This is a genomic window from Listeria farberi (assembly GCF_014229295.1).
Lineage (GTDB): Bacteria > Bacillota > Bacilli > Lactobacillales > Listeriaceae > Listeria > Listeria farberi.
Window position 1 is genome coordinate 286,962 of the sequence record NZ_JAARZL010000001.1, and the last position, 23,663, is coordinate 310,624.

At 36.9% G+C, this 23,663-nt stretch carries 27 protein-coding genes and 1 CRISPR repeat array; of the genes, 22 read left to right on the forward strand and 5 right to left on the reverse strand.

Annotated features, from left to right (window positions below):
- The first annotated feature begins 28 nt into the window (after window positions 1-28).
- The 17 genes from HCB38_RS01405 to HCB38_RS01485 all read left to right on the forward strand — a co-directional run bounded on the left by HCB38_RS01405 (window position 29) and on the right by HCB38_RS01485 (window position 13,859).
- Window positions 29-904 (forward strand): shikimate dehydrogenase, encoded by an 876-nt coding sequence (locus HCB38_RS01405; RefSeq protein WP_185637325.1) that lies wholly within the window; start codon window positions 29-31, stop codon window positions 902-904.
- Between the two features lie 65 nt (window positions 905-969).
- Window positions 970-1,728, forward strand: a complete 759-nt coding sequence (gene aroD / locus HCB38_RS01410) for a type I 3-dehydroquinate dehydratase (RefSeq protein WP_185318007.1) — start codon at window positions 970-972, stop codon at window positions 1,726-1,728.
- A gap of 96 nt (window positions 1,729-1,824) precedes the next feature.
- Complete coding sequence (locus tag HCB38_RS01415) at window positions 1,825-2,418, forward strand: SGNH/GDSL hydrolase family protein (RefSeq protein WP_185620101.1); 594 nt, start codon at window positions 1,825-1,827, stop codon at window positions 2,416-2,418.
- Window positions 2,419-2,603: 185 nt separating this feature from the next.
- On the forward strand, window positions 2,604-3,563 hold the full coding sequence (locus HCB38_RS01420) for a DMT family transporter (protein WP_185637327.1): 960 nt from the start codon (window positions 2,604-2,606) through the stop codon (window positions 3,561-3,563).
- Window positions 3,564-3,637: 74 nt separating this feature from the next.
- On the forward strand, window positions 3,638-3,862 hold the full coding sequence (locus tag HCB38_RS01425; protein WP_003721282.1) for a DUF896 domain-containing protein: 225 nt from the start codon (window positions 3,638-3,640) through the stop codon (window positions 3,860-3,862).
- Window positions 3,863-4,028: 166 nt separating this feature from the next.
- Window positions 4,029-4,478, forward strand: a complete 450-nt coding sequence (gene rpiB, locus HCB38_RS01430; protein ID WP_185318010.1) for a ribose 5-phosphate isomerase B — start codon at window positions 4,029-4,031, stop codon at window positions 4,476-4,478.
- The gene (locus tag HCB38_RS01435; RefSeq protein ID WP_185637329.1) at window positions 4,475-5,143 is read left to right on the forward strand and encodes a ribulose-phosphate 3-epimerase; all 669 of its coding nucleotides are present in this window, start codon (window positions 4,475-4,477) and stop codon (window positions 5,141-5,143) included. Before rpiB ends, HCB38_RS01435 begins: the two co-directional genes overlap by 4 nt.
- A gap of 6 nt (window positions 5,144-5,149) precedes the next feature.
- On the forward strand, window positions 5,150-5,800 hold the full coding sequence (locus HCB38_RS01440; protein ID WP_185637331.1) for a transaldolase family protein: 651 nt from the start codon (window positions 5,150-5,152) through the stop codon (window positions 5,798-5,800).
- Between the two features lie 108 nt (window positions 5,801-5,908).
- Window positions 5,909-7,969, forward strand: a complete 2,061-nt coding sequence (locus tag HCB38_RS01445) for a BglG family transcription antiterminator (RefSeq protein WP_185637333.1) — start codon at window positions 5,909-5,911, stop codon at window positions 7,967-7,969.
- Between the two features lie 3 nt (window positions 7,970-7,972).
- Window positions 7,973-8,575, forward strand: a complete 603-nt coding sequence (locus HCB38_RS01450) for a KpsF/GutQ family sugar-phosphate isomerase (RefSeq protein WP_185637334.1) — start codon at window positions 7,973-7,975, stop codon at window positions 8,573-8,575.
- A 27-nt stretch (window positions 8,576-8,602) separates the two neighbouring features.
- Window positions 8,603-9,070, forward strand: a complete 468-nt coding sequence (locus tag HCB38_RS01455) for a PTS sugar transporter subunit IIA (RefSeq protein ID WP_185318015.1) — start codon at window positions 8,603-8,605, stop codon at window positions 9,068-9,070.
- Between the two features lie 16 nt (window positions 9,071-9,086).
- Window positions 9,087-9,485, forward strand: coding sequence for a hypothetical protein (locus HCB38_RS01460; RefSeq protein WP_185318016.1), 399 nt, complete (start codon window positions 9,087-9,089; stop codon window positions 9,483-9,485).
- A gap of 10 nt (window positions 9,486-9,495) precedes the next feature.
- Complete coding sequence (rpe, locus tag HCB38_RS01465) at window positions 9,496-10,146, forward strand: ribulose-phosphate 3-epimerase (protein WP_033533373.1); 651 nt, start codon at window positions 9,496-9,498, stop codon at window positions 10,144-10,146.
- Window positions 10,143-11,189 carry a galactitol-1-phosphate 5-dehydrogenase gene (locus tag HCB38_RS01470; RefSeq protein ID WP_003725717.1) on the forward strand — a complete coding sequence of 349 codons (1,047 nt, stop codon included), beginning with the start codon at window positions 10,143-10,145 and terminating at the stop codon, window positions 11,187-11,189. The genes rpe and HCB38_RS01470 overlap by 4 nt, the downstream gene beginning before the upstream one ends.
- Before the next feature lie 15 nt (window positions 11,190-11,204).
- A complete protein-coding gene (locus tag HCB38_RS01475; protein WP_003721293.1) occupies window positions 11,205-11,498 on the forward strand; it encodes a PTS sugar transporter subunit IIB in 294 nt (97 codons plus the stop codon).
- 14 nt (window positions 11,499-11,512) lie between these two features.
- Entirely contained in the window at window positions 11,513-12,784 is a 1,272-nt protein-coding gene (locus tag HCB38_RS01480; protein ID WP_185637336.1) for a PTS galactitol transporter subunit IIC, read from the forward strand.
- Window positions 12,785-12,923: 139 nt separating this feature from the next.
- On the forward strand, window positions 12,924-13,859 hold the full coding sequence (locus HCB38_RS01485) for a ribose-phosphate diphosphokinase (protein WP_003765526.1): 936 nt from the start codon (window positions 12,924-12,926) through the stop codon (window positions 13,857-13,859).
- Window positions 13,860-14,096: 237 nt separating this feature from the next.
- A CRISPR array of direct repeats spans window positions 14,097-14,774; the repeat unit is 29 nt; unit sequence GTTTTAGTTACTTATTGTAAAATGTAAAT.
- Window positions 14,775-14,849: 75 nt separating this feature from the next.
- Here the strand turns inward: HCB38_RS01485 and HCB38_RS01490 are convergent.
- Window positions 14,850-15,491, reverse strand: a complete 642-nt coding sequence (locus tag HCB38_RS01490) for a hypothetical protein (RefSeq protein ID WP_185637338.1) — start codon at window positions 15,489-15,491, stop codon at window positions 14,850-14,852.
- A 10-nt stretch (window positions 15,492-15,501) separates the two neighbouring features.
- Window positions 15,502-16,038: a matrixin family metalloprotease gene (locus HCB38_RS01495; protein WP_070753597.1), complete on the reverse strand. Its 537-nt coding sequence runs from the start codon at window positions 16,036-16,038 to the stop codon at window positions 15,502-15,504.
- Between the two features lie 220 nt (window positions 16,039-16,258).
- Between HCB38_RS01495 and HCB38_RS01500 the strand changes: the two genes are divergently transcribed.
- On the forward strand, window positions 16,259-16,942 hold the full coding sequence (locus HCB38_RS01500) for a type 1 glutamine amidotransferase (RefSeq protein ID WP_185637339.1): 684 nt from the start codon (window positions 16,259-16,261) through the stop codon (window positions 16,940-16,942).
- Between the two features lie 18 nt (window positions 16,943-16,960).
- On the opposite strand, the gene HCB38_RS01505 is transcribed toward HCB38_RS01500, so the two are convergent.
- On the reverse strand, window positions 16,961-17,320 hold the full coding sequence (locus HCB38_RS01505; protein ID WP_185637341.1) for a Lin0512 family protein: 360 nt from the start codon (window positions 17,318-17,320) through the stop codon (window positions 16,961-16,963).
- Between the two features lie 6 nt (window positions 17,321-17,326).
- On the reverse strand, window positions 17,327-17,785 hold the full coding sequence (locus HCB38_RS01510) for a MarR family winged helix-turn-helix transcriptional regulator (protein ID WP_185318019.1): 459 nt from the start codon (window positions 17,783-17,785) through the stop codon (window positions 17,327-17,329).
- Window positions 17,786-18,176: 391 nt separating this feature from the next.
- Between HCB38_RS01510 and HCB38_RS01515 the strand changes: the two genes are divergently transcribed.
- Together HCB38_RS01515 and HCB38_RS01520 are read left to right on the forward strand one after the other, a co-directional pair.
- Window positions 18,177-19,991 carry a LapB repeat-containing protein gene (locus HCB38_RS01515; RefSeq protein ID WP_185608082.1) on the forward strand — a complete coding sequence of 605 codons (1,815 nt, stop codon included), beginning with the start codon at window positions 18,177-18,179 and terminating at the stop codon, window positions 19,989-19,991.
- A gap of 75 nt (window positions 19,992-20,066) precedes the next feature.
- The gene (locus HCB38_RS01520) at window positions 20,067-20,498 is read left to right on the forward strand and encodes a universal stress protein (RefSeq protein WP_003765536.1); all 432 of its coding nucleotides are present in this window, start codon (window positions 20,067-20,069) and stop codon (window positions 20,496-20,498) included.
- Between the two features lie 77 nt (window positions 20,499-20,575).
- On the opposite strand, the gene HCB38_RS01525 is transcribed toward HCB38_RS01520, so the two are convergent.
- Entirely contained in the window at window positions 20,576-21,391 is an 816-nt protein-coding gene (locus tag HCB38_RS01525; RefSeq protein WP_185608083.1) for a histidine phosphatase family protein, read from the reverse strand.
- A 360-nt stretch (window positions 21,392-21,751) separates the two neighbouring features.
- Here HCB38_RS01525 and cas6 (HCB38_RS01530) point away from each other — a divergent pair, with 360 nt between their 5' ends.
- Both cas6 (HCB38_RS01530) and cas6 (HCB38_RS01535) read left to right on the forward strand, forming a co-directional pair.
- Window positions 21,752-22,474 carry a CRISPR-associated endoribonuclease Cas6 gene (gene cas6, locus HCB38_RS01530; RefSeq protein WP_185318022.1) on the forward strand — a complete coding sequence of 241 codons (723 nt, stop codon included), beginning with the start codon at window positions 21,752-21,754 and terminating at the stop codon, window positions 22,472-22,474.
- A 452-nt stretch (window positions 22,475-22,926) separates the two neighbouring features.
- Window positions 22,927-23,652 carry a CRISPR-associated endoribonuclease Cas6 gene (gene cas6, locus HCB38_RS01535; RefSeq protein WP_185318023.1) on the forward strand — a complete coding sequence of 242 codons (726 nt, stop codon included), beginning with the start codon at window positions 22,927-22,929 and terminating at the stop codon, window positions 23,650-23,652.
- The last annotated feature ends 11 nt before the right edge of the window (window positions 23,653-23,663 follow it).

Consider the following 23,663-nt stretch of genomic DNA (forward strand, 5'->3'; position numbering starts at 1 on the left):
CCTTAATTTGGAAAGGAACGATGTTATTATGACAAACAAAATCACGGAAAGAATTACAGGACACACAGAATTAATCGGTTTAATCGCCACTCCAATCAGACACAGTTTATCACCAACAATGCATAATGAAGCTTTTGCAAAACTCGGGCTTGATTATGTATACCTTGCTTTTGAAGTTGGGGACAAAGAACTGAAAGATGTTGTACAAGGATTCCGCGCAATGAACTTACGTGGCTGGAACGTTTCCATGCCAAACAAAACAAACATTCATAAATATTTAGATAAACTTTCTCCAGCGGCTGAACTTGTAGGGGCAGTAAATACAGTTGTTAATGATGACGGTGTATTAACTGGACACATCACTGACGGCACTGGCTACATGCGCGCCTTAAAAGAAGCCGGTCATGACATTATCGGTAAAAAAATGACAATTTGTGGCGCTGGTGGTGCGGCAACAGCTATCTGCATCCAAGCAGCTCTTGACGGTGTAAAAGAAATTTCTATTTTCAACAGAAAAGATGATTTTTACGCCAATGCTGAAAAAACAGTAGAAAAAATCAATACAAAAACAAATTGTAAAGCACAATTATTTGATATCAAAGACCACGAACAATTACGTAAAGAAATCGCTGAAAGTGTTATTTTCACGAATGCGACTGGCGTTGGGATGAAACCTTTCGAAGGCGAAACACTTCTACCAAGTGCGGATATGCTTCGTCCAGAATTAATTGTTTCAGATGTTGTCTACAAACCAACTAAAACTAGATTGCTTGAAATCGCCGAAGAACAAGGCTGTCAAACACTTAACGGTCTAGGCATGATGCTTTGGCAAGGTGCGAAAGCTTTCGAAATTTGGACACACAAAGAAATGCCAGTTGATTACATTAAAGAAATCCTATTTTAAAAACTTGCAAAAGAACAAGGTTATCGCTAATCTTAAAACATAATATCGAATGAGGAGAATTATACATGAATAAAGTAGTCGTAAAGAATGTTACGTTTGGTGAAGGTGCACCAAAAATTTGTGTACCAATGGTCGGTAAAACGGTTGCTGCGCTTAAAGTAGAAGCAGAAATGTTACAAACAATCGATTTGGACGTTGTCGAATGGCGCGTTGACTTTTTTGAAGACGTCAAAGATTTAGCTAAAGTGGAAGCTGCACTAGATGAAATTCGCGCAATTTTACCAGAAACACCGATCTTATTCACTTTCCGCAGTGCAAAAGAAGGCGGCGAGTTAGCTGTTAGTGACGAATTTTATTTTGAATTAAATGAAACTCTAGCTGGAACTGGCAAAATTGATTTAGTAGATGTGGAACTTTTCAACGAAGAAGCAGACGTTTTACGCTTAATTGAAACAGCTCACAAGAACAATGTAAAAATAGTGATGTCGAATCATGATTTTGATAAAACACCTGCGAAAGAAGAAATTGTTTCTCGTTTAACTCGCATGGAAGCACTTGGCGCGGATCTTCCGAAAATCGCCGTGATGCCTAAATCTGCTGGAGACGTACTAACTTTACTAGATGCAACAAATACCGTATCTGAAAAAGCTAATCAACCAATCATTACGATGTCGATGGCGGGAACTGGTGTCATCAGTCGTCTTGCTGGCGAAGTATTTGGCTCCGCAATGACATTTGGCGCTGCGAAAAAAGCATCAGCTCCTGGGCAAATTGATGTTAATGAGTTACGCCATGTTCTTGATTTACTGCATAAACAATTTTAATGAAGTTCGAAAAACCTTAAATGTAGATTAATCGTCTAAGTTTAAGGTTTTTTTGTTATAATAAGGCATCAGGAATTTTAAAGGAGACGGAACTAAATGAAGAAGTTACTTTTTTTAGGTGATAGTGTGACAGATGCTGGGCGCGATTTTGAAAATGACCGCGAATTAGGACATGGTTATGTGAAAATGATTGCAGACCAGCTTGAGAAAGATGATGTATCGGTTATAAATCGTGGCGTTAGTGCGAACCGGGTGGCGGATTTGCATCGTCGTATTGAGGAAGATGCGATTTCACTTCAACCAGATGTAGTTACGATTATGATTGGGATAAATGATACGTGGTTTAGTTTTAGCAGATGGGAAGATACTTCGGTGACGGCGTTTAAAGAAGTGTACCGTGTGATTTTGAATCGGATTAAAACAGAAACAAATGCGGAACTGATTTTGATGGAGCCGTTTGTATTACCGTATCCGGAAGATCGGAAAGAGTGGCGTGGTGATTTGGATCCAAAAATTGGAGCTGTGCGCGAACTTGCGGCAGAATTTGGTGCAACGCTTATTCCGCTTGATGGGCTAATGAACGCCCTCGCTATCAAACATGGGCCGACCTTTTTAGCTGAGGACGGGGTGCACCCGACCAAAGCAGGACATGAAGCAATTGCCTCTACTTGGTTAGAATTTACAAAATAACGCTTTACAGAAAAAATTATCCATGCTATAGTTGGGTCTATGCGATGAGCCTACAAGCAGTGACTTAAGTATCACTGCCCCATTTTCCGCGTTATAGCTTTGTGGAAGGCTGCGGAAGATGACGCTATGAAATGCCCCTTAAAGTAATTTAAGGGGCATTTTTCTATAAAAAAGGAGTGTTTGTTTTGCAGAAAGAGAAAGCGCCGATAGGACTTTATTTTTTATTAATTGCAGTGATGGCGAGTTGGGGTTTTAATGTCACGATGACTAAAGTATTAGTTAGCTATTTTCCGACTGTTACGATGACATCATTTCGGATTTTCACTGCAGCGATTACCGTTATTATTATTTTATTTATCACCAAAAAATTACGTCTGCCTACAAAGCGGGAATTTGGTTTAATTTTCCTCGCGAGTATTTTTAATATTGTTATTCATCATTTTTTCTTGTCGAACGGTTTGAAGTTGACGACTGGGACGAATGCAGGGCTTATTCTTGGTTCTGCACCGATTGTGGTGGCGATTTTTTCTGTGGTTTTTCTCCGTGAACGAATTGGAGCTTGGCGTGCGCTCGGCTTTTTAGCAGGGATTTTTGGCGTGAGTTTGGTTGTTCTTTCTAATGGGACGGGGATAAGCGGGATTTCACTGGGAGATATCGACATTTTTATTGCGATGGCTTCCCAGGCATTTAGTTTCATTATTATTAAAAAGCTCGCTGGATCAATGGACACGGGTCTGATGACGGGATATATGCTATTTCTTGGTTCGGTTATGTTGTTTGGTTTAAGTCGCTTCATGGAGCCTGCTGGCATGTCAGAATTAGTGGCAGTTCATTCATGGAAACTGTGGCTCTTGTTTGTTGTTTCGGCTGTAGTTGCAACGGCATTTGGCAATTTCGTTTATAATTATGCGGTTGGGAAAATTGGACCGTCGCGCTCGGCTATTTTTATGAATTTCAATCCATTATTTTCGCTTATTGGCGCATTACTTTTCCTTGGAGAAGCAATTCGAATTCCACAATTAGTCGGGTTCGTTTTTATCATTGTTGGCGTCTTACTTGGTTCAGGCGCATTAATGGATCTTATTTATGAACGCAAAAAAACAAAAGTACGCGATCCTGAAAAACTGCTCAAAAAAGAAGTTTGACTTTTATTGACCTTTATATTATAATTTGGTTAGTTACTTATTAAAAGTAACTCGATAATGATAGGAGGGATAGCATGAAATTGTTATTAAAAAATATTAATGAACTTGCTGCAAAACAAAAAAGTGAAGGATTAACTGCTTTTGAAAAAGAAAGACAAGCTGCCCTTCGTCAAGAATATTTGAAGAAAATTCGAGGAACAGTGCAAGATAATTTACATCACGTAACAATTATTGATCCACTTGGAGACGATGTAACTCCTAAAAAACTAAAAGAAATCCAAGCCGAATTAAGAGGCTGATATAACTCATAGAAGGTTGAAAGAGCTCATTGCTTTTTCAGCCTTTTTTTGTGGATAGAGCTAATTTACCATCTTGCGGAGTTGAATAGAGAAAAATGGTGACGAACAGTTCTAACAGTTTGAGGGAGACCGGTGCTACAATCAAGGTGAGAAAGGAGAGGATAACATGGAAATTGCAATTGCAGCTGACCATGGCGGATTTCAGTTGAAAGAAAAAATCCGTGCGCATTTAATTGAAAGCGGCTACACAGTAAAAGATTTTGGTTGTTATTCATTAGAAAGCGTGGATTTTCCAGAGTATGCCGCTAAAGTAGGACACTTTGTTGCAACCGAAAACAGTTTAGGTGTGCTCTGTTGTGGAACAGGGATTGGAATGTCTATGGCAGCCAACAAAATAAAAGGTGTGCGTGCTGCTGTTGTTTCAGATGCTTTTTCAGCAATGATGACGAGGCGACATAATAACAGTAATGTACTTTGTCTTGGTGAACGTGTTCTGGGCGATAGTCTAGCGTTACTCTTACTTGATACATGGCTTGCGGCGGAATTTGAAGGCGGGAGACATATGACAAGGATCGCAAAATTGGCGGAACTTGAGGAACGGGAGGAAGATAAATGAAAATGATTGCGGCTTCCATTATGTGCGCAGATTCGCTTCATCTCGCTGACGAACTCCGGGCACTCGAACAAGCAAACGTAAAGATGCTCCATTGTGATGTGATGGATGGTGTTTTTGTAGAAAATGCAGCAATGGGCGCCTATGTCCTTCAAGATATAAAAAACAATACAGATATGCTACTAGATATCCATTTAGCTACAGTGAACCCTGATAAATTTGTAGATTTGTATGCGGCGATAAAGCCGGCTTATATGTCCTTTCACGTAGAAGCTTCACCTGATGTCGATGCGACTATAAACCACATCCGGGAGCTAGGAATCAAACCATCCATTGCCATCAGCCCGAATACAGAGATTGAACAGATTTATCCATTTTTAGAGAAAGTCGATATGGTTTTAATGATGACCGTTAACCCAGGATTCGCCGGACAAAAATTCCAGCATCATGTACTAGAAAAAATCAAAAAACTTCAAAAAGAGCTTGAAAGCCACACCAATAAACCATTAATTGAAGTAGATGGCAATATTTTTGAAGAGACAGTTCGGTTGCTTGAACCAATTGGCGCAGATGTCTATGTCGTTGGAACAGCCGCATTGTTTAACGACAAGCCAGGTAGTTATATAGAAAAACTGGCGCCACTCAGAGAAATTATCCAAGAAAGGTGAGGGAAAATGCATTTAGATTCAGCTAATTTAGATGACGTGAAAAAAATTCAAACCAGTTCCATTTTTAAAGGAATTACAACGAACCCAACTATTTTAGTAAAAGAAAAATGTAATCGAGAAACAGCAATTAATCGTATTTTAGAACTTACGGATAAACAAGTTTTTGTACAAACAGTTGGTTTTAGCTATGAGGAAATTTTGGCAGATGCACGCATGTTATTAGCTACGTTTGGGAAAGAAAAAATAGCTATTAAGATTCCGGCACATGAGGCTGGTATTAACGTGATTGATACACTCAAAAAAGAGGATAAAACCATTCAAATCTTAGGAACTGCTATTTATTCGGCTGATCAAGCAATCGCGGCTACCTTGGCTGGTGCAGATTTTGTTGCCCCATATGTGAATAGAATGAGTGCAGCGAACATCGATCCTTTTAAAGAAATCGCCCAAATGCGTCACTTTTTTGATAAAAAGGCGCTTAAAACACAAATTATGGCAGCGAGCTTTAAACATAGTGGGCAAGTAATGCAAGCTTATGAAAGTGGCGCAGATACGGTAACTATTCCTTATGAAATTTATTCGCAAATGACCAACAAAGTTTTGGCATTAGAAGCAATTCGTGTCTTTAATAAAGATGCTACATTGTACGAAAAGTAACAATCTCCTTCTCATGTTGTGGAAGTGTGTGGAGAAAACTTGTGATGAAAGCGCATTCTTAAGCGTCAAACCCTATGCTATAATTAGGCTATCAAAGGGGGGAGACGCATGTATCTGGATAACAGAAGTAAAACACTATTTCAAGAAGTTATAAAAAATCCGAACATTACAAATAAACAACTCGAAGTAAAGTATAAATTATCGCGTTACCAAATCAGCTATAGTTTTCAGAAAGTAAACGAATGGCTCAAGTGGAAAAATTATCCAGAAGTAAAGCGTTCCAAAAACGGCAGATTTATATTAGAACCCGAGCTTACAGCGCTATTTTCTGAAAAAGAAACTCGAGATCCAAGCGTAGAATACTTACCTTCTGAAAATGAACGTGCTAATTTAATTTTGCTAATGCTTTTAACAGCAAAAGAAGAACTATCCCTCGCCCATTTTACAACGAAGATTCAAGTAAGCAAAAACACTATTCTTCGTGATTTAAAAGTAGCACAAAAATTACTTCCTAATGAAACTACTGTCACTTATAGCAGAGCATCGGGTTATCAGTTAGCAGGCAGTGAGTGGGAGCTGCGCAAGGTTCTGACACAAGTTGTAAGTAGTGTGAAAGAGATGTTTCGAGGAGAACACTATTTCCTATCGTATTCAGGAATTGAAAAAGTCCAACTAATGGAAATTCGCCGCACACTTGAAGAAGCAGAAGCGATGATGCAAATAAAATTCACCTATGAACAAATCGAATTACTACCCTATCTGCTATCCGTGATGTTCTTAAGAATCAGAGACCGGCGCTTAATCGACACTGCTTTTCATATTGACGAGAAATCACTTTCAGACACGCGAGAATACCATATTACCGATATTTTGCTCGAAAAAACCGGCCCAGTTCCAGAACAAGAGCGACTTTTCATCACATTACAACTTCTTACAACAAACATCTTTTCCGGCGAAATTTTAACTGAAAAATTAACAGAAGACTTGGAAAAAGTTGTCCTCACATGCTTAGACCTATTCGAGAAAAAAGCACTTGTTTCCCTTAAAAACAAACATATCTTAATTGAAAAATTACTCTTACATCTAAAACCAGCCTATTACCGGATTAAATACCAAATGAATTTGGAAGATACACTTTATGAAAAATTCAATCAAGAATTCGAGGCGCTTAACTTTATTGTGAAAGAAGCTTTTGACCCACTTGCGAAATTTATTGGTCGCGAAATCCCGGCAGGCGAAATATTCTTCATTTCGTTGTTCATCGGTAGCGATATGATTCCGCAAAACGATATTTATCATAAACAAAAACGAGCGATTGTTCTTTGTCCGAGTGGGGTTACTTTTTCGAAAATCATGGAAAATATTTTAGTAAAACTATTCCCGGAAATCCATTTTTATCCAACTATATCTGTTCGTGAATACGCCTTTTTTAAAGCAGAAGTTGATATTGTTTTTTCTTCCATTCCATTAAAAGATGGTGAAAATGTCTTTGTTGTTCAGCCATTTATGAACGATATCGAAAAAACACAACTGCGGCAACACGTCTTACAAAACTTATTTGGAATGGGAAATCAGCTCACAAGTATTGATAAAATCATGGAAGTAGTGGAGCGTAACGCCGTTATAAAGGATCCGAATGCAATACGAGATGGAATCATTGATATTTTGTCCGCTAATACAGCTACAAATGAAAATAAACGTGTGAAAAAAGTCTATTTACATGATTTAATCACCGAAGATAACATCATGATTTGTGAGGATGTTAAAAACTATCAAGAAGCGATTCGGTTAGCTAGTCAGCCGCTGTTACTGCAACAAGCAATTACAGCAAACTATGTAAAGACCATGATTGATAACCATAAATTCCACGATCCGTACATTATTATCGGTGAAGATATTGCCATTCCACACGCAATGCCTAATGCAGGGGTGAATCGACTCGCTATGTCTCTTTTAGTCGTGAAAAATGGCGTATTTTTTTCAGAAACAGAACAAGTTCATTTCGTAATAGTCATCGCACCCGTGGATAAAGAGCAACATATTGAAGCACTTTACCAAATCGTTCATTTAGCAGAGAATCACCAAATTTTAGACGATTTACTTGAAAACGCAACCAAAGAAAAAGTCATGCAAACAATCAACCAATTAGTAATTAGAGAGGATGAATAAATTTTGGATAAACAAGCTATTTTAAATAATATTCACCAAACATGGCAAGAAGAAGCAAATGCGATTTCCCGTTTGCCGGAAGTAACAAGTGAAGAGGCCCTCGTTAAAACTGTTGAAAAAATCGCCGAGTGCACAGGGAAAATAGTCGTATCTGGTTGTGGAACGTCCGGCGTTGCTGCGAAAAAATTAGTACATTCTTTCAATTGTATCGAACGTCCGGCCGTTTTTTTAACCCCATCAGATGCTGTGCACGGGACTCTTGGCGTACTTCAAAAAGAAGATATATTGATTCTCATTTCAAAAGGTGGGAATACAGGCGAATTACTTAACTTAATTCCTGCTTGTAAAACAAAAGGAAGCACATTGATTGGCGTAACAGAAAACCCAGAATCCGTTATCGCCAATGAAGCAGATGTCTTTTTCCCAGTAAGTGTAAGTAAAGAACCAGACCCTTTTAATATGTTAGCAACGGCAAGTACGATGGCTGTTATTGCAAGTTTTGATGCAGTTATTGTTTGCTTAATGACCTATATGAATTACACAAAAGAGCAGTTTTCCGTCATCCATCCTGGTGGTGCCGTTGGAAACAAATTATTAAATAAATAAACAAGCAGCCAGTCGGAGGGATGCAATTTGGATGTATTAGAATATTTTAAAGAAGAAATGGTTCGATTTTCAAACGAACAGGATAAAGAAAAATTACTTGCGGAAATGGCGGAACAGTTATGTGAAGTAGGCGCTGTAAAGCCGAGTTTCAAAGATGCGGTAATTAAACGGGAAAAAGTTTTTCCAACGGGATTACTAACCGCTCATGCCGGAGTCGCCATTCCACATACAGATAGTGAACACGTTATTCGCCCAGTCATTGCTGTGCGGATACTCAAGGAACCCGTTTCATTTATTGAAATGGCCTCTGATAACGAAGCAATTGATGTGAGAATTGTCTTTATGATGGCGCTGAGGAGTGCTGACGAACAACTAGATATGCTACAAACACTTATTCAACTTATTCAAGACGAGGAGGTGATGACGACCTTACTTAAAGCGCAAGAAACGGGAGATGTTCTTTCCGCAATAGAACATTTTTCTAAGAATAATTAAGGGAGGTCGGGAATAGATGGGGAGTTTTTTTGCAAGTTTTGTAGACTGGCTAATAGGAAGTCCAGGTAGATTTGTCGTTAACTTAATTGAAGATAATATGCTGGTTTTTATGGTTATAGTAATGATCTACGCCACCACCATTTTATACGCCAAGTGGACACTCGCATACTACTTACCGAAAAAAATGAGTCAGTTAGCAGAAATGAAAACGTGGGAGCTGGACGAATTATATGCAGCGTGGCAAACAGAGAAAAAAGCTCTACCGTGGTACATTCTCGTGCCAAGCCGAAATGAATTTTGGGTAAAATCAGCCCGAAATGCACCAGAATCAACTAAATTACTCCATTTTAGTCAACAAAAATTAAAACTAAGTGACAAAGAAAAGTTACAAAAAATCATAGAAATTCAATCTTGAGGTGATAATAGTGGCAAAAATAGTTCCGTCTGTTTTTGGAGCAGACATCGGCAGAATTAATGAACAGTTACAAGTCTTAGAGAAAAATGGCATCGATTTATTACATGTAGATATGATGGATGGCTCGTTCGTTCCGAATATTGCTTTTGGTCCAGATCAAATCAAAATGATGAAAAAAGGCACAAAACTTCAATTTGATGTTCATATGATGGTGTATGAACCAGACCGTTATATTCCAAGATTAGTGGAAGCAGGCGCACATATGATTACAGTCCACCAAGAAGCGACGACTCATTTGCATCGTACAATTCAACTAATTAAAAGTTACGGAGTTCGCGCGGGAGTTGTGTTAAATCCAGGTACACCACCAAGCACTTTGGAATACGTGTTAGATGATATTGACTGTATTTTGCTTATGACTGTAAATCCAGGCTTAGGTGGTCAAAAATTCTTCCAATCAAGTTTAGAAAAAATCAGAAAAACCAAAGCGTATATTGGAAACCGTCCTATTCAAATTGAAGTAGACGGCGGAGTGAATGCCGAACTTGCGAAAGAATGTACACTTGCAGGTGCGGATTTAATCGTTGTAGGATCTTACTTATTTGAAGGAGATATCGAAGCGAATTTGGAGAAGTTATCGAAAGGAGTTTTAACAGAATGAAAGCTTTAAAATTATATGGAAAAAGAGATTTGCGTTATGAAGAAGCGGATATGCCAACAATCGAACAACCTGATGATGTTATTTTGAAAGTGAAAACGGTTGGAATTTGCGGATCTGATATTTCGAGATACAGTAAACTTGGTCCGTACGTACCAGGAATGGTGTGGGGACACGAATTTTCAGGAGAAGTGATTGAGGTTGGTAGTGAGGTTACAGATATTGAGATTGGTGATAGGGCTGCCGGATGCCCAGCACTCTATTGCGGTGAGTGTGAATACTGTAAAAAAGGCGAATTCGCCCGCTGTCGGAAGCTAACAGTAATCGGAGCAAGACATCCCGGAGCCTATGCTGAGTATATCAAACTTCCAGCAGAAAATGTAGTAAAAATACCAGACGAATTAGATTATGAAGCTGCTGCACTTGTCGAGCCTTCCGCAGTGGTCGTTCATGGGTTTTATCATACGAAATTACAAGCAGGCGATGATGTCGTCGTTGTCGGAAGCGGCAATATCGGTTTGCTAGCAATTCAATGGGCAAAAGTTTTTGGCGCAAAAAGAGTTATTGCAATTGATGTAGACGATAAAAAGTTAGCTCTTGCAAAAGAAGTAGGAGCAGACGTCGTTATTAATTCTTTAAAAGAAGATCCATTAGAAGTAGTCGCTGCACATACAGATGGTCTAAACGCTGATTTAGTTGTAGAAGCAGCGGGATCACCCATTACGTCTGCACAAGTTTTTGCCTATGCCAAAAAAGGTGGAGGCGTCGTTTTCCTTGGAATTCCATACGCGGATGTAACAATCGAACGTTTCTATTTTGAAAAAATTGTGCGTAGTGAGCTTACAGTTTGGGGTTCATGGAACGCAATTTCCGCACCATTTCCTGGGAAAGAGTGGCAAACAACCATTCACTTCCTAGCCAATAAACAAATCAACATTGAGCCAATGATTACACATCGTCTTTCACTTGCTGAAGGACCAGAAGTTTTTGAGCGAATCTATGAAAGAAATGAATTTTTCGGGAAAGTATTATTTTTCCCAGAATGATAGGGGGATTTTAAGATGAAAAAGAAGAGAATTTATGTATGTTGTGGGACTGGAATTGCGACTTCCACAGTTATTTCCAAAAAAGTACGTGCAGTTTTAGATGAAAAGCGCATTCCATATGAAATTAGTCAATGTACGGTTCAAGAAGTAGCATCAAAAGTAAGTACATCCAAGCCAGACATTATTGTTAGCTCAACGACTGTTACAGGCGATGTTGGTGATGTACCGGTTGTTATTGGGAGATCATTTTTAACAGGCCTTAAAAAACAAGAAACAATCGATGAAATACTCGCGATACTTCAAGATTAAAGGGAGGGCACAAAATGGATATTATTCTAGATTTCTTTAAATATATTATCGGACTTGGTGTAACAGTTATGATGCCAATTATCATTACCATTCTAGGTGTGATTTTCCGCAAGAAAATTAGTGTAGCTTTTAAAGCAGGATTAACAGTTGGTGTTGGGTTTGTTGGACTAGGCGTTATTACTTCACTTATGTTAACGACCATTACACCAGTAACAAAAGCACTCGTAGAAAATTATAATTTCAAATTAACCGCGACGGATATCGGCTGGGGAGTCGGGTCATCACTTGCATGGGGAACTGAAGTAGTACCATTTGTTTTTGTCGCAATTATTGCAACTAATATTTTAATGATTGCCTTTAAATGGACGAAAACAATGGATGTTGATATTTGGAACTACTGGCAGCCGCTTTTTATCGCGAGTGCACTTTACTTAACGACCGGTAGTATGATTATTGCTATTTTTAGTTCGATTATTAATATGGCAATTATTTTCAAAATCGCTGACTGGACACAAAAAGATGTAGAGGATGTATTAGGTTTGGATGGAATTTCCCTACCACAAATTCAAACTTCTGGGTGGGCCCTTGTTGGTTATCCGATGAACTGGTTACTTGGAAAAATTCCTGGCGTTAGGAAAATCAATTGGTCCACAGAGAAAGTTCAAACCCGCTTAGGTATTTTCGGCGAACCAATGCTGATGGGCTTAATTATCGGTGGTGGACTTGCAGCAATTGCGCAAATGCCACTAAGCCAAGTACTGCAAACCGGAGTAACAATTGCAGCTAGTTTAGTACTTATTCCGCGGATGGTTTCGCTTTTAATGGACGGACTTACCGTTATTTCAGAAGCTGCCCATGAATTCATGGAAAAACGTTTCCCAGGTCGCGAACTATTTATCGGACTAGATTCAGCAGTTGGGATTGGACACCCATTTGTACTTTCACTTGGACTGTTAATGATTCCAATTACTTTAATCTTAGCGTTCATTTTACCAGGCAATAAAGTATTACCTTTAGCTGATTTAACGGCATTACCATTCTATATGATTTTTGCCATTGTGCCTTCAAAAGGTAATTTGTTTAGAGGTATTTTTACAGGTATCGTTATCGTCATTATTACCCTCTACCTATCAGGCGCAGCGGCACCACTGATGACAGAACTCGCTGGTCAAATCGGCTATAATATACCGAAAGATGCTGTAGAAGTAACTTCTCTAGCTGTAGGGACTCAGTGGTATACTTGGATTGTATATTACGGACTTCATTGGTTCGGAGGCATTCTTTAATTGTAATATAGTGAAACAAGCATTAGTTCGCGCTAATGCTTATTTCATTTCCATGAAGAATTTTTAGCTAGTAGACAACCCTCAGACAGTTCTATATAATAATAAGGAGAAGAAATTAGTACGGCGGAAGGAGATAGCAATGACAGGCAAAATGAAACTTTTTTCTGTGACGAGTGAGAGACCACTTGCGACAAAAATTGCAGATTATCTAGATATACCTTTATGTGAGGTGGAGCTCCAGAAGTTCAGTGATGGAGAAGTGAAAATTAATATTGAGGAAAGTATCCGCGGTACTAACGCGTATGTTGTTCAATCAATGAATGCAAACGTAAATGAACGCTTAATGGAACTTTTAATCATGGTAGATGCCTTAAAACGCGCCTCCGTGCACTCAATTAATATAATTATGCCTTATTATGGCTATGCTCGTCAGGACAGAAAAGCACGCTCAAGAGAACCTATTACTGCCAAATTAATGGCAAACTTAATCCAACGTGCGGGAGCAAATCGTTTAATTACGGTTGATTTGCATGCAGCTCAAATTCAAGGCTTTTTCAATATTCCAATCGATCATCTGTCAGCAGTTCCACTTATCGGTGATTATTTGATTGAAAAATACGGTGAAGAGGACGTCGTTGTAGTCGCACCAGACCATAGTGGTGTTGTTCGTGCACGTAGAATTGCTGATCGATTAAATGCGCCAATCGCCATTTTAAATCGTAAACCAAGACCGCACGAAGATGAGATTATGAGCGTTATCGGCGACGTGAAAGGCAAAGTCGCAATCGTTGTCGATGATATTATCGATACCGGTGTACGTGCCACAACTTCAGCTGACATTTTACTTGAAAAAGGGGCGGTAGAAGTAATCGCGTGCGCAACCCATTCAGTCATGGCTGGAGACGCGACTGAACGTTTACAAAACTCAAGAATCAAAGAAGTTATTACATCCGACTCTATCGACCTTCCAGAAGAAAAACAATTCGAAAAACTAACAACGATTTCCATTGGACGCATCCTAGGCCGCGCAATCGAAGGCGTCCAAGAAAACCGTTCATTGCATCCGTTGTTTTAAAGAATAAGTAGAAAACAGTAACTTAGTAGAGTTGCTGTTTTTTTGTTATCTGTCGACCTTGAGTAGCGTGAAAAACACTGGGAATCGACAGAAATTTGTAAGTGGCTGGGGGAAGATGTGCTTGGTGATATTTGCTTGGGAAAATCTTCCGGATAAGGGGAGATTTTAGATGTTTTTTGTTAGGTCGACAGAAATAGCTCTTTGAGGTAAGATTGGAGTAAGAAGAAAAGTTAGCGGGTTTTAGTTACTTATTGTAAAATGTAAATTTGCTTGTTGAAAGTTTCTCTGCTCTTGCCTTAACGTTTTAGTTACTTATTGTAAAATGTAAATGAAGAATTTTACCTCACACAATCTGCGCAAAATTAAGTTTTAGTTACTTATTGTAAAATGTAAATATTGGTATTGCTTTTATTATTCAAAAAGTGAATCCGTTTTAGTTACTTATTGTAAAATGTAAATAAAAACAATTAGACTTTATAACTAGGACAGCTGTGGGTTTTAGTTACTTATTGTAAAATGTAAATTCAGCTAGGTAGCGTGCATCTGGACGTTGTAAACCAAGTTTTAGTTACTTATTGTAAAATGTAAATCTCCATATTTTTTAGCTCGATTAGTAAATTGTTCAAAGTTTTAGTTACTTAATGTGAAATGTAAATGATTTAAAGTTAGATATAAATAATGTGATTTTAGTTGTTTTAGTTAATTATTGTGAAATGTAAATGAAACACTTGTTTACGGTGATTACACGTTAGTAGAAGTTTTAGTTACTTAATGTGAAATGTAAATATTCCCGACTTATTTAAAAGTAATACTTGTTGCATCGTTTTAGTTACTTAACGTGAAATGTAAATTTGATTTTTCGAATATCTCGTAATGTCTCACTTATGTTTTAATTACTTATCATAAAATATAAATACCCTTCATATACAACTCCACCACCATCCATCAAACAAAAAAACGTGACTGCCAAACTCGCAGTCACGTTTTTTCTCAATCATTAAACTCTTTCAAAACATCCTCTTTAATTTCAGTATAATTGGTTACTTCCTCTTGCTCCTCGGAAATGAAATTATATGCTTCCACTTCTCCCAAATTCTCGAAATCGGTAAGAGTAGCGTCTGTTTCTTTCAAGTCTTCATTATATTTGCCGTAGCCCATGCTGATAATTGAACTTAGTTTTTCGCTGTCATGTCCGCCGCGTAAAAATAATGTATATTCTTGCTCTTGCTCAAGCGCGATATAGTTTTCAATGGATTCATACGCACCTTCATTTAAATACCAAGGTTCTGAAACGTCAATTTTGTCGCCTTTTTTGAAAGTGCCTTTGTAAGTTTCTAAAACTTCGACTTCACTTATGGTGCTGCTATATTCCATTTTTTCTTTATCGTAATCGCCAATTTTCTTGTTTTTCACTAGTTTTATTTTCACGATATCTTCGCTTTTATTTTCCAGTTCCTTGGAATCTTCAGGAATATTGTAATCTGCATCAATGGAACCGTTTTTGGAGATTTTTGTTTCTTTGCTTACTTTCACTTCTTTTTCAGAGGGGGTTGCTGCTTTTTCACTTTGTGTGGAACAACCTGCTAGTAGTAAAAATATTAGAAAAAAAATCGTTGTGACAAGTTTTTTCATCTGGTTAACCTCACTTTCCATATTTATATTTTAAATTATTTTTATCTAATGTGGTGTAATCATTATAGGAATATTTCCCTTGTTTCATAACACTACTGCTCCTACTAGACTGATGTTTCATTCCAAAGGCGTGACCCATTTCATGAAGTGCTGTTTTATTATAATTTGCTTGATTAAATTTATCTCGAGTTGTGGTGTATTTATTAATTGTGAGCGTACTTCCTTTTGAATTACCCGACATTTGCCCGTACCACTCATCTCGTGTACTAGTTGAACGAGTCCGAATAATTGGGCCACTTCCACTACGCATAAGCTTGATTTTAGAAGATGATGCGTTAATCTTAGCGAACGCAGTATCAAATGCTTTTTTGTGAGAGCTAACCGTAGCCCCGTTGTTGAATTTCCCCTTTGGATCGCCTAATTTAAAACTAAAAGCAGACCCGTTTCTCAAATCAGCAGCATTTGAAGTTAATGCGGTAGTAAAGGTAATACTAAAAATAATGACTATTGCCGCAACCACTTTCCAAATTTTTTTGCTTTGTTTCATCTTGTTGCCTCCTCTTTCGTTTGATTCATTTTGAGTTTCATATTCCAATAAAACTCAATTTGTGTTGCTACGAATAGATTATATCAGCAAAAGAAGGAAGATGCGAGGATAATATTTTTATGGTTAAACTATGTAAAAACACATTTTATCTAACTATTTTTGCAGTTGCGGAAACCCTAAAATTCCGTCATAATAGAAAAAAATGACGGGAGCTGATAAATTGATTATTGATGTATTGCAACATGTGCCGCACGAAGGACCTGGACTTATAGCGAATTGGGCAAGAGAAAATCAGCATCAGTTAAAGATACATACGTTATTTAAAGAAAATGAACATGTTCCAAAAGACGCGGAATTTTTAATTGTGCTTGGAGGACCGATGGGGATAAATGATACAGCTGAATTTCCCTGGTTAGTGGAAGAGAGGTCCTTGATAAGACGATTAAGTGAGCAAAATAAACCGGTATTTGGCGTATGTCTTGGAGCTCAGCAAATTGCAGCGACTTTTGGCAGTGAGATTACGGTAAATAAAGAAAAGGAAGTCGGCTGGTTTCCTATAAAGCGAACATCCGAAAAATTAGCGTTTTTTCCTGAATCGCTCGACGTATTTCATTGGCATCAAGATACATTTTCGTTGCCGGATGGTGCTACTCGTTTGTTTGCTAGCGAAGGTTGCTTAAATCAAGGCTTTATATACGGAGAAAATATTATCGGTTTACAATTTCATTTTGAAATGGAAAAGGCTGGAATAGAGACTATTTTGCAAATTGATGAGGAATTTATCACAGCGGGTAAATACGTTCAAAGCATCGAATTAATGCGAGGTAAAAGTGTTCCTCGGGATAATAAGCAAATGTTAGAAGCTATTTTGGATTATTTAATAAAAGCAAAACCATCTGACTAAAAATCAGATGGTTTTTTCTTAATATCCAGTTTCAACAGAAGCGTTAACAATATACATTAAGTCGTTCTTGTCTTCTTTATCTTCCAAGAAAATGCCGCTTGTTGTCATCATACCGCCAGCCATTTTTTCGATTGTTACCGTGCCATAAGGGATAATGGCGCGAATTGTATCTTCGTCTAATTTATCAGCATCGCACGGTAAAGCTAGTTTGATATTCACTACCATGTTTTGTAAATCGCCCTCTGGAAGAAGTTCCTGAATTCCGGGCATCGAATTAGTGAAAATCGCATTTCTTACAGCGCGTTCAGCCGCTTTAGTTATATTTTGGCCGTGGACATCTACCCCAAAGCCAGTTTGAATGAATAAAATTTGTTCCATCATCCGTCACTCCTTAAAATCTTTTATTAAAGCTGCGCCAGGTCGATTTTTTGCGTAGCCTTCCATTACTTCGGTAAAATGTAAGCCATCAGTATCAGAAGTATTAGCGAATATTTCCGCCATCTGTTTTCGTTGTGCAGCGCCAAGTTCATTTTCTAATTCTTTACCAGCTGAGGTCAAGAAAATACAGCGTTGGCGTTTGTCACGAGTACCTTGTTCAATTGTAAGAAGTTCGCGATCTTTTAACTCTGCAAGTGGCTGGTGTAAGGCTTGTTTCGATATTTCTAAAAAGGTTAAAAGTTCGTTAATTGTAAGTCCAGGCATCCGTGCAGTGAAGAACAAAATGCGGTGATGTAATCTTTTTAGTGAATGTTTGGCAATAATTAAATCAGCGGTCTCTGTAAATGCTTTATAGCCGAAGTAAAATAAAGCGATTTGTTGATTCATGTTTTGCTCATTGTTCATAAATATACCCCTTTTTCTGTCAATATCAACAGTATAGCATAAATAGAGCGAAGAAATGACGGTAAGCGCACTACTTTTTTCGCATTAAAAAAAGCTATATTCACAAGTCAAATTTGATAAGTTTTTAAATAAATAGAAAATATAGAGTTTGGAATTAGTGGTAAAATGTCTATTTGTGTACAAAATGTTACGTTGATTGAATTTTCAAAACTTTTATTTCTGATAAATAAAACGTTTTCTTTGTTGGTTTAAAGCGATTTATCAGTATTATAAACTGAATAATATGAATATTAAATCAAATAAAATGTGAATTTTTTTACGAAAACGTATTGAGAGTTAATTTTTAGGACGTTATACTTTGGAAAGAAATCAAACATTAAGGAGACCATAAATGAAAAAAGTTCTAAAAATGTTTCTCGTAACTATTTGTATGTTTATAATGATTTATCCTACAACGGCAGTTCATGCAGATGAAACCGCAGAGGTCGTAAATATTCCTGATACAAACTTAAGAGCATATCTGAATGGGTTACTCAAACAAACACCTAATGCTCCCATCACTAAAAATCAATTAGCGGCAATTAAAACCGTTACACTCTCCGGAAGTAGTTACACGGATCTTACCGGTATAGAAGAGGCAGAAAATCTTGCAACACTAACACTTAACAATACAAATATTCAAACACTTGAACCAATCAAAAACCAAACATCTTTGACATACATAACGGTGAGTGGTGACAATGTGAAAGATAGCTTTTTTGTAGATTTAAACGGGTTAGTTAATTTACAGAGCTTGAGTATCGGTAGCAGCGAAGTAACACATAATATTTTCAATAATTTTAATAAATTACCGAAACTTACCTACCTATATGCCCAAAATTCAATGAAAATCACGGATATTTCTGCATTAGCCTCTTTGCCAGCATTAACAACGCTTTTTGTACAATTTGATGGAATTGATGATTTTCGACCTTTAAATGATTTTGAGAGTTTTAAAAATGGTAACTTAAAAGCTTTAGCAGCATTTGGACAAAATACCGGTCGGACAAACCCGCGTATCACACTTAAATCAGGCAAACTTGATTTTAACGAAGCAAACCAAACGTTATATTTACCATTTTCGATGATGCCAAAGCCATTAACTAGCTTTGATGGGACAGTTGCTCCTTTTTCTAAATCCAACTCTGCAAGTAACACGTATTTAGGTTTTAACGATGTGGCACTTCCAAGTTCACGTCTTACAATTACAGATGATGGCATTACAGTAAGTGGCGTAACAAAAGAAGAATTTGATAATTTAACAGAAATTGAATATAATGCGCGCTATGACTTTCCAACTGGCAGCTATCCGACACCACCAAGCATGACTTCATATACAATCTCCAGCGGAACATACGATCAGTATTTTGATATTAGCCACACGTTAGATTTAACAGCCGATGAAAGTTTTGACTATAATCAATATGATGCAACAACTGAAGAGCAATTTTTAAAAGATGTTCATGCTAAAACGGACGATGGCACTCTTGTCCAAAGTGATTTTAATCAAGTCGTAAAACTAGATGTGCCGGGCGAATACACGGTCACATTAAACGCAGAAAATGCGGCAGGGCTAAAAGCGACCCCTGTGACAGTAAAAGTAACTGTACATGAAAAACCTGTTATCACAGCAGATCCTACTATTTCTTATAAAAAAGCAACAACTAAATCAGTCGACGAATTTTTAAACGAGATTCATTCCGCTGTAACAGGAAACGCGACACTTACAAGCGATTTTAATAAAGTAGTAGATTTAACCACACCAGGAAAATACACCGTAACATTAAATGCTGAAAATGAGCGCGGCCAAAAAGCAGATCCTGTAACAGTTATTGTGACAGTCACTGATGCGGACGGCGAAACAGTTGACCCAACACCACCTGCATCCGAAGAAAAGAACTCAACACAAGATGAAAAACCAATCTCAGAAGTCACAAAACTTCCAGAAATCCTTAGTGAAAACGCAGAAGAACAAGTTAACGTGCAAGAAAAAGCAGAAAAGGCTACACTCGTAACTAATGAAAATGTAGCAACAAAAACAAACCAACCAAAAACTAAAAACCTTCCAAAAACCGGCGATGCGGGACTAGGCACTCTTCCAATAGTTTCAGCAGGAGCAATGCTTAGTTTGACGGCTCTCATTCTTTTCAGAAAACGCAAATCTTAAACATCTGAAAAGAAGCCTAAAATTATTTTTATAGGGTATTGAATACTATAAGAAAAGTTGTAGGAGGTTATAATTATGGAAAAATATCATCGCATTCTTGTAGCTGTGGACGGTTCGGAACCAGCGAAATTAGCCTTTGAAAAAGGAGTAGAACTAGCTCTGAAATTAAATGGTGTTCTTGGTATTGCAAGCATTGTTGATTTACGAGCTTTTTCTCCAAATGTCTCTTATGATGGTAGTTTAGAAGAAAAAGCAGAATTAGAATTAAAAACAAGCGTAAATGAATATGCCGATATAGCGAGGAAAGCTGGGGTGGCGAAAGTAGAAACTTTTGTAGCTAAAGGCAATCCTAAAATCTTACTATCAACTGATATTCCAGCAGAATTTCAAGCAGATTTAATTATTTGTGGAGCTACCGGAATGAATCGGGTTGAAAAACTTGTGCTTGGTAGCGTATCTTCCTATATCATGGCCCATGCGATTTGTGACACTTTAATAGCAAGATAATAAAAGAGGAGATACTTTTCAAAAGTATCTCCTCTTTTATTTGTTTAGATTTATGTGTGGCATAAAAATATAGGATTTTATTTAGAACCTTTTTCCACGTAGCTTAAATCATTTACATCGCCAATAGTGAATTTACCATCTTTGTAAGTGATTTTTGTTACACTTGCATTTTTGATACCTTCAGCAGGAAGTTTGTATCCTGGTTCGATAGTATCAAGAAGTGCGCCGATACTTAAGCCGTGGGAAACTAGTAATACATTGCTGTCGCCATTTTTGCTTTCTTTCTTAGCAACTTCTGTTAAGCCTTCTTTTAGTCGAGCTTGGATAGTTGCGTAATCTTCTGCTGGCCAGTTTTCGCCTTCTTTTACGCGAGTTTTATCAAGAGCAGCTACACTATCCGCAAATCCTTTTGGAGAAATACCAGCTTTTTGCCATTCTTCTAAAGTTTTTCCTTGGCTTTTTGCAATATCAGTCCACATATTTTCATTTAAATCGCCTTCATAAGAACCGAAATTGAATTCACGGAAACGTGGGTCTGTTTCGACTTTTTTATCAGCGGATTTATCGCTTTCTTTCAAAATTAAGTTTGCAGTTTGGATAGCACGACCACTGTCACTGCTGTAAGCTGCAGAGAAATCAACGTCTTTTAAGCCTTTACCAGCACTTTTAACTACTTCTTCACCAGCGGGAGTAAGAACCGCATCAGACCAACCTTGTACACGATCAGTTGTGTTTAACATTGTTTTACCATGACGTACTACATAAAATGTCACAGTGCCATCTTCTTTAGTTTCTTTTGTCTCTTTTTTGTCTGCAGATGTGCTGTTACCGCAACCTGCAATTAATAGTACTGCGCATAACGCCATCATCAATTTAAAAATATTTTTCTTCATCTTATTCTCCTTTTTTGTAAGTTTTTAGCAAAATAAAAACCCAGATAAATCGAAAAATAGCCCAAAAAGCCAATTCTCCATTTATCTAGGTTATGCCCAAGTTGGTAACATTCCTGAATAAGGATATTTGTTTATAGAACGATTTTAGCATGGATAGAAAGCGTTTACAAGTCTGTTTTTAGTAAATTTTAAAAAATAACAAAAAGGAGAGATTTTTTTTATTAGATAAAAGTGAAATAAACAAATAATAGAATAGTTAAATGTTCAAAATAACACAATAAATCGAAACCCCTTTAATTGCAATTGATTTGGGCGTTTTTTTATGTTAAATTTATCTTATGGAATGGAGGTGGGAAAACAGTGAGATTGAAGATAAATTGTGACTTTGATTCTAAAAAAATCCCTAAAGATTTTCGAAGTAAAATTGTTAGTCTTTTTAAAGCGGGAATTACGAAATCAAACCCAGAGAGATACGAAGATTTATTTGGCGGGAACAAACATAAGAAGTATACTTTTTCAGTTTACTTACCTAAACCACAGAATAATAAGTCAGAAATTAATCTTGAAGAAGCTAATTGTATTATTAATTTTTCAACGGGAGATGCAGAAACAGGAGTCATTTTTTATAATGCATTAATCAGTTTGAGAGGTAGCAAAGTTTTATTTGGAGCTGAAAATAATATTACTGTAAAAAATATCCAAATGATTCCAGAGAAAAAAATTAGCGGTAATCGCACTATTTTGAAAACGCTTTCTCCTATTGTAAGTCGAAATCATGATAGGGAAACATTCAAAAACTGGTTTTACAGTTTTGAGGATGCCGAATTTGAGGCAACTTTGAAAAGAAATATGTTGCCGTATTTGGTAGAAGCACATGGTGAGCAAGCTCGTTATGATTTGGAGAAATTGAAAATAACGCCAATTTCGATGAAGAAAGTAGTCGTTTATTGCCATGAGATACATATTGAAAGCTCGGTTGGGATTTTTGAATTGGAGGCTGAGGCTTATTTGCAGAAGTATTTGGTGGAGAATGGGATTGGGACTATGACAGGATCTGGATTTGGGCATTTAGACTTCGCGTGAAATATAGTTGGACAAACTATATTAAGTGGATTAGAATAAAGAGGTATTTTATCTAAGTATTTTAAAATGTAAATTTAAAAATGTAATGTTGAATTACTTCTTAATCTAATCAATATGAACTCTAAAAGCCCATCTAAGTTTTGATGGGCTTTTAATGTATTTTTTTCAGGATGTTTAAACAATACATATTTAATGGAGTTGATTATTATTGTTTTTTGTTATATACTTACCTCGATAAGGGGGTGACATATTGAACGAAAAATTAATATTATTATTTATCAGTATCATAAAACTCATGAGTACAATATCAAAAAAAGAAACAGATGGTAGCACATCTGCTTCTCTTGCATTAACTAATCATTTAATCTTAGCTTCGATTATTTTGATGTTAATTATTCTAATTATAACATAATTGCTACATGGAAAAAACAGAATAGATTGGAGGTGATAGTTTGAGAATAAAAATCTTATGTCATTTAAGCAATGAAGAATTTCCGTTAGACTATAGAAGGAAAATAATGATGATTATTAAAAAAGGGATGAAAAGAGAATATCCTATATTTTTTGCCAACCTATATGAACAAAATATGCAAAAAGACTTCACTTTTTCTGTATATTTTAATCAACCTACATTTGAAGGCGATTTAATTAAGGTGAGAGATAAAACTTGTATTATTAATTTCTCAACAGGTGAAGCTGAATTAGCGATTGTATTTTTCAATGTTTTTACCATACTTAAGAATGAAAATATAAAGATAAGCGAAGATGTTGAATTAAAAATACATTCGGTTGAAGTTGTACCTACGCGAAAAATTGAAAATAATATAATTAAATTTAAAACTTTGTCTCCTATTATTATACGGGATCATAATCGAAGTACACAAAAAGATTGGTTTTATACATTGGAAGATGAAGAAGCGTTGATGATTTTAAAACGAAATATGATTGCCAAACTTACCAAAATAAATTACGGGGAATCAATTGAAAAAGAAATTGAAAATATGCAAATTAAAGCGTTGAGATTTAAAAAAACAGTTGTTAGATATTATAAAATGCAAATCGCTGCATCTTTAGGTGAATTTGAAATCAAAGCTTCTCCCAGACTTTTGAATGTTTTTATTCAAAATGGTTTAGGAACTATGACAGGATCTGGATTTGGCATGATAGAGCAGCTTTAGACTGGAGGTGG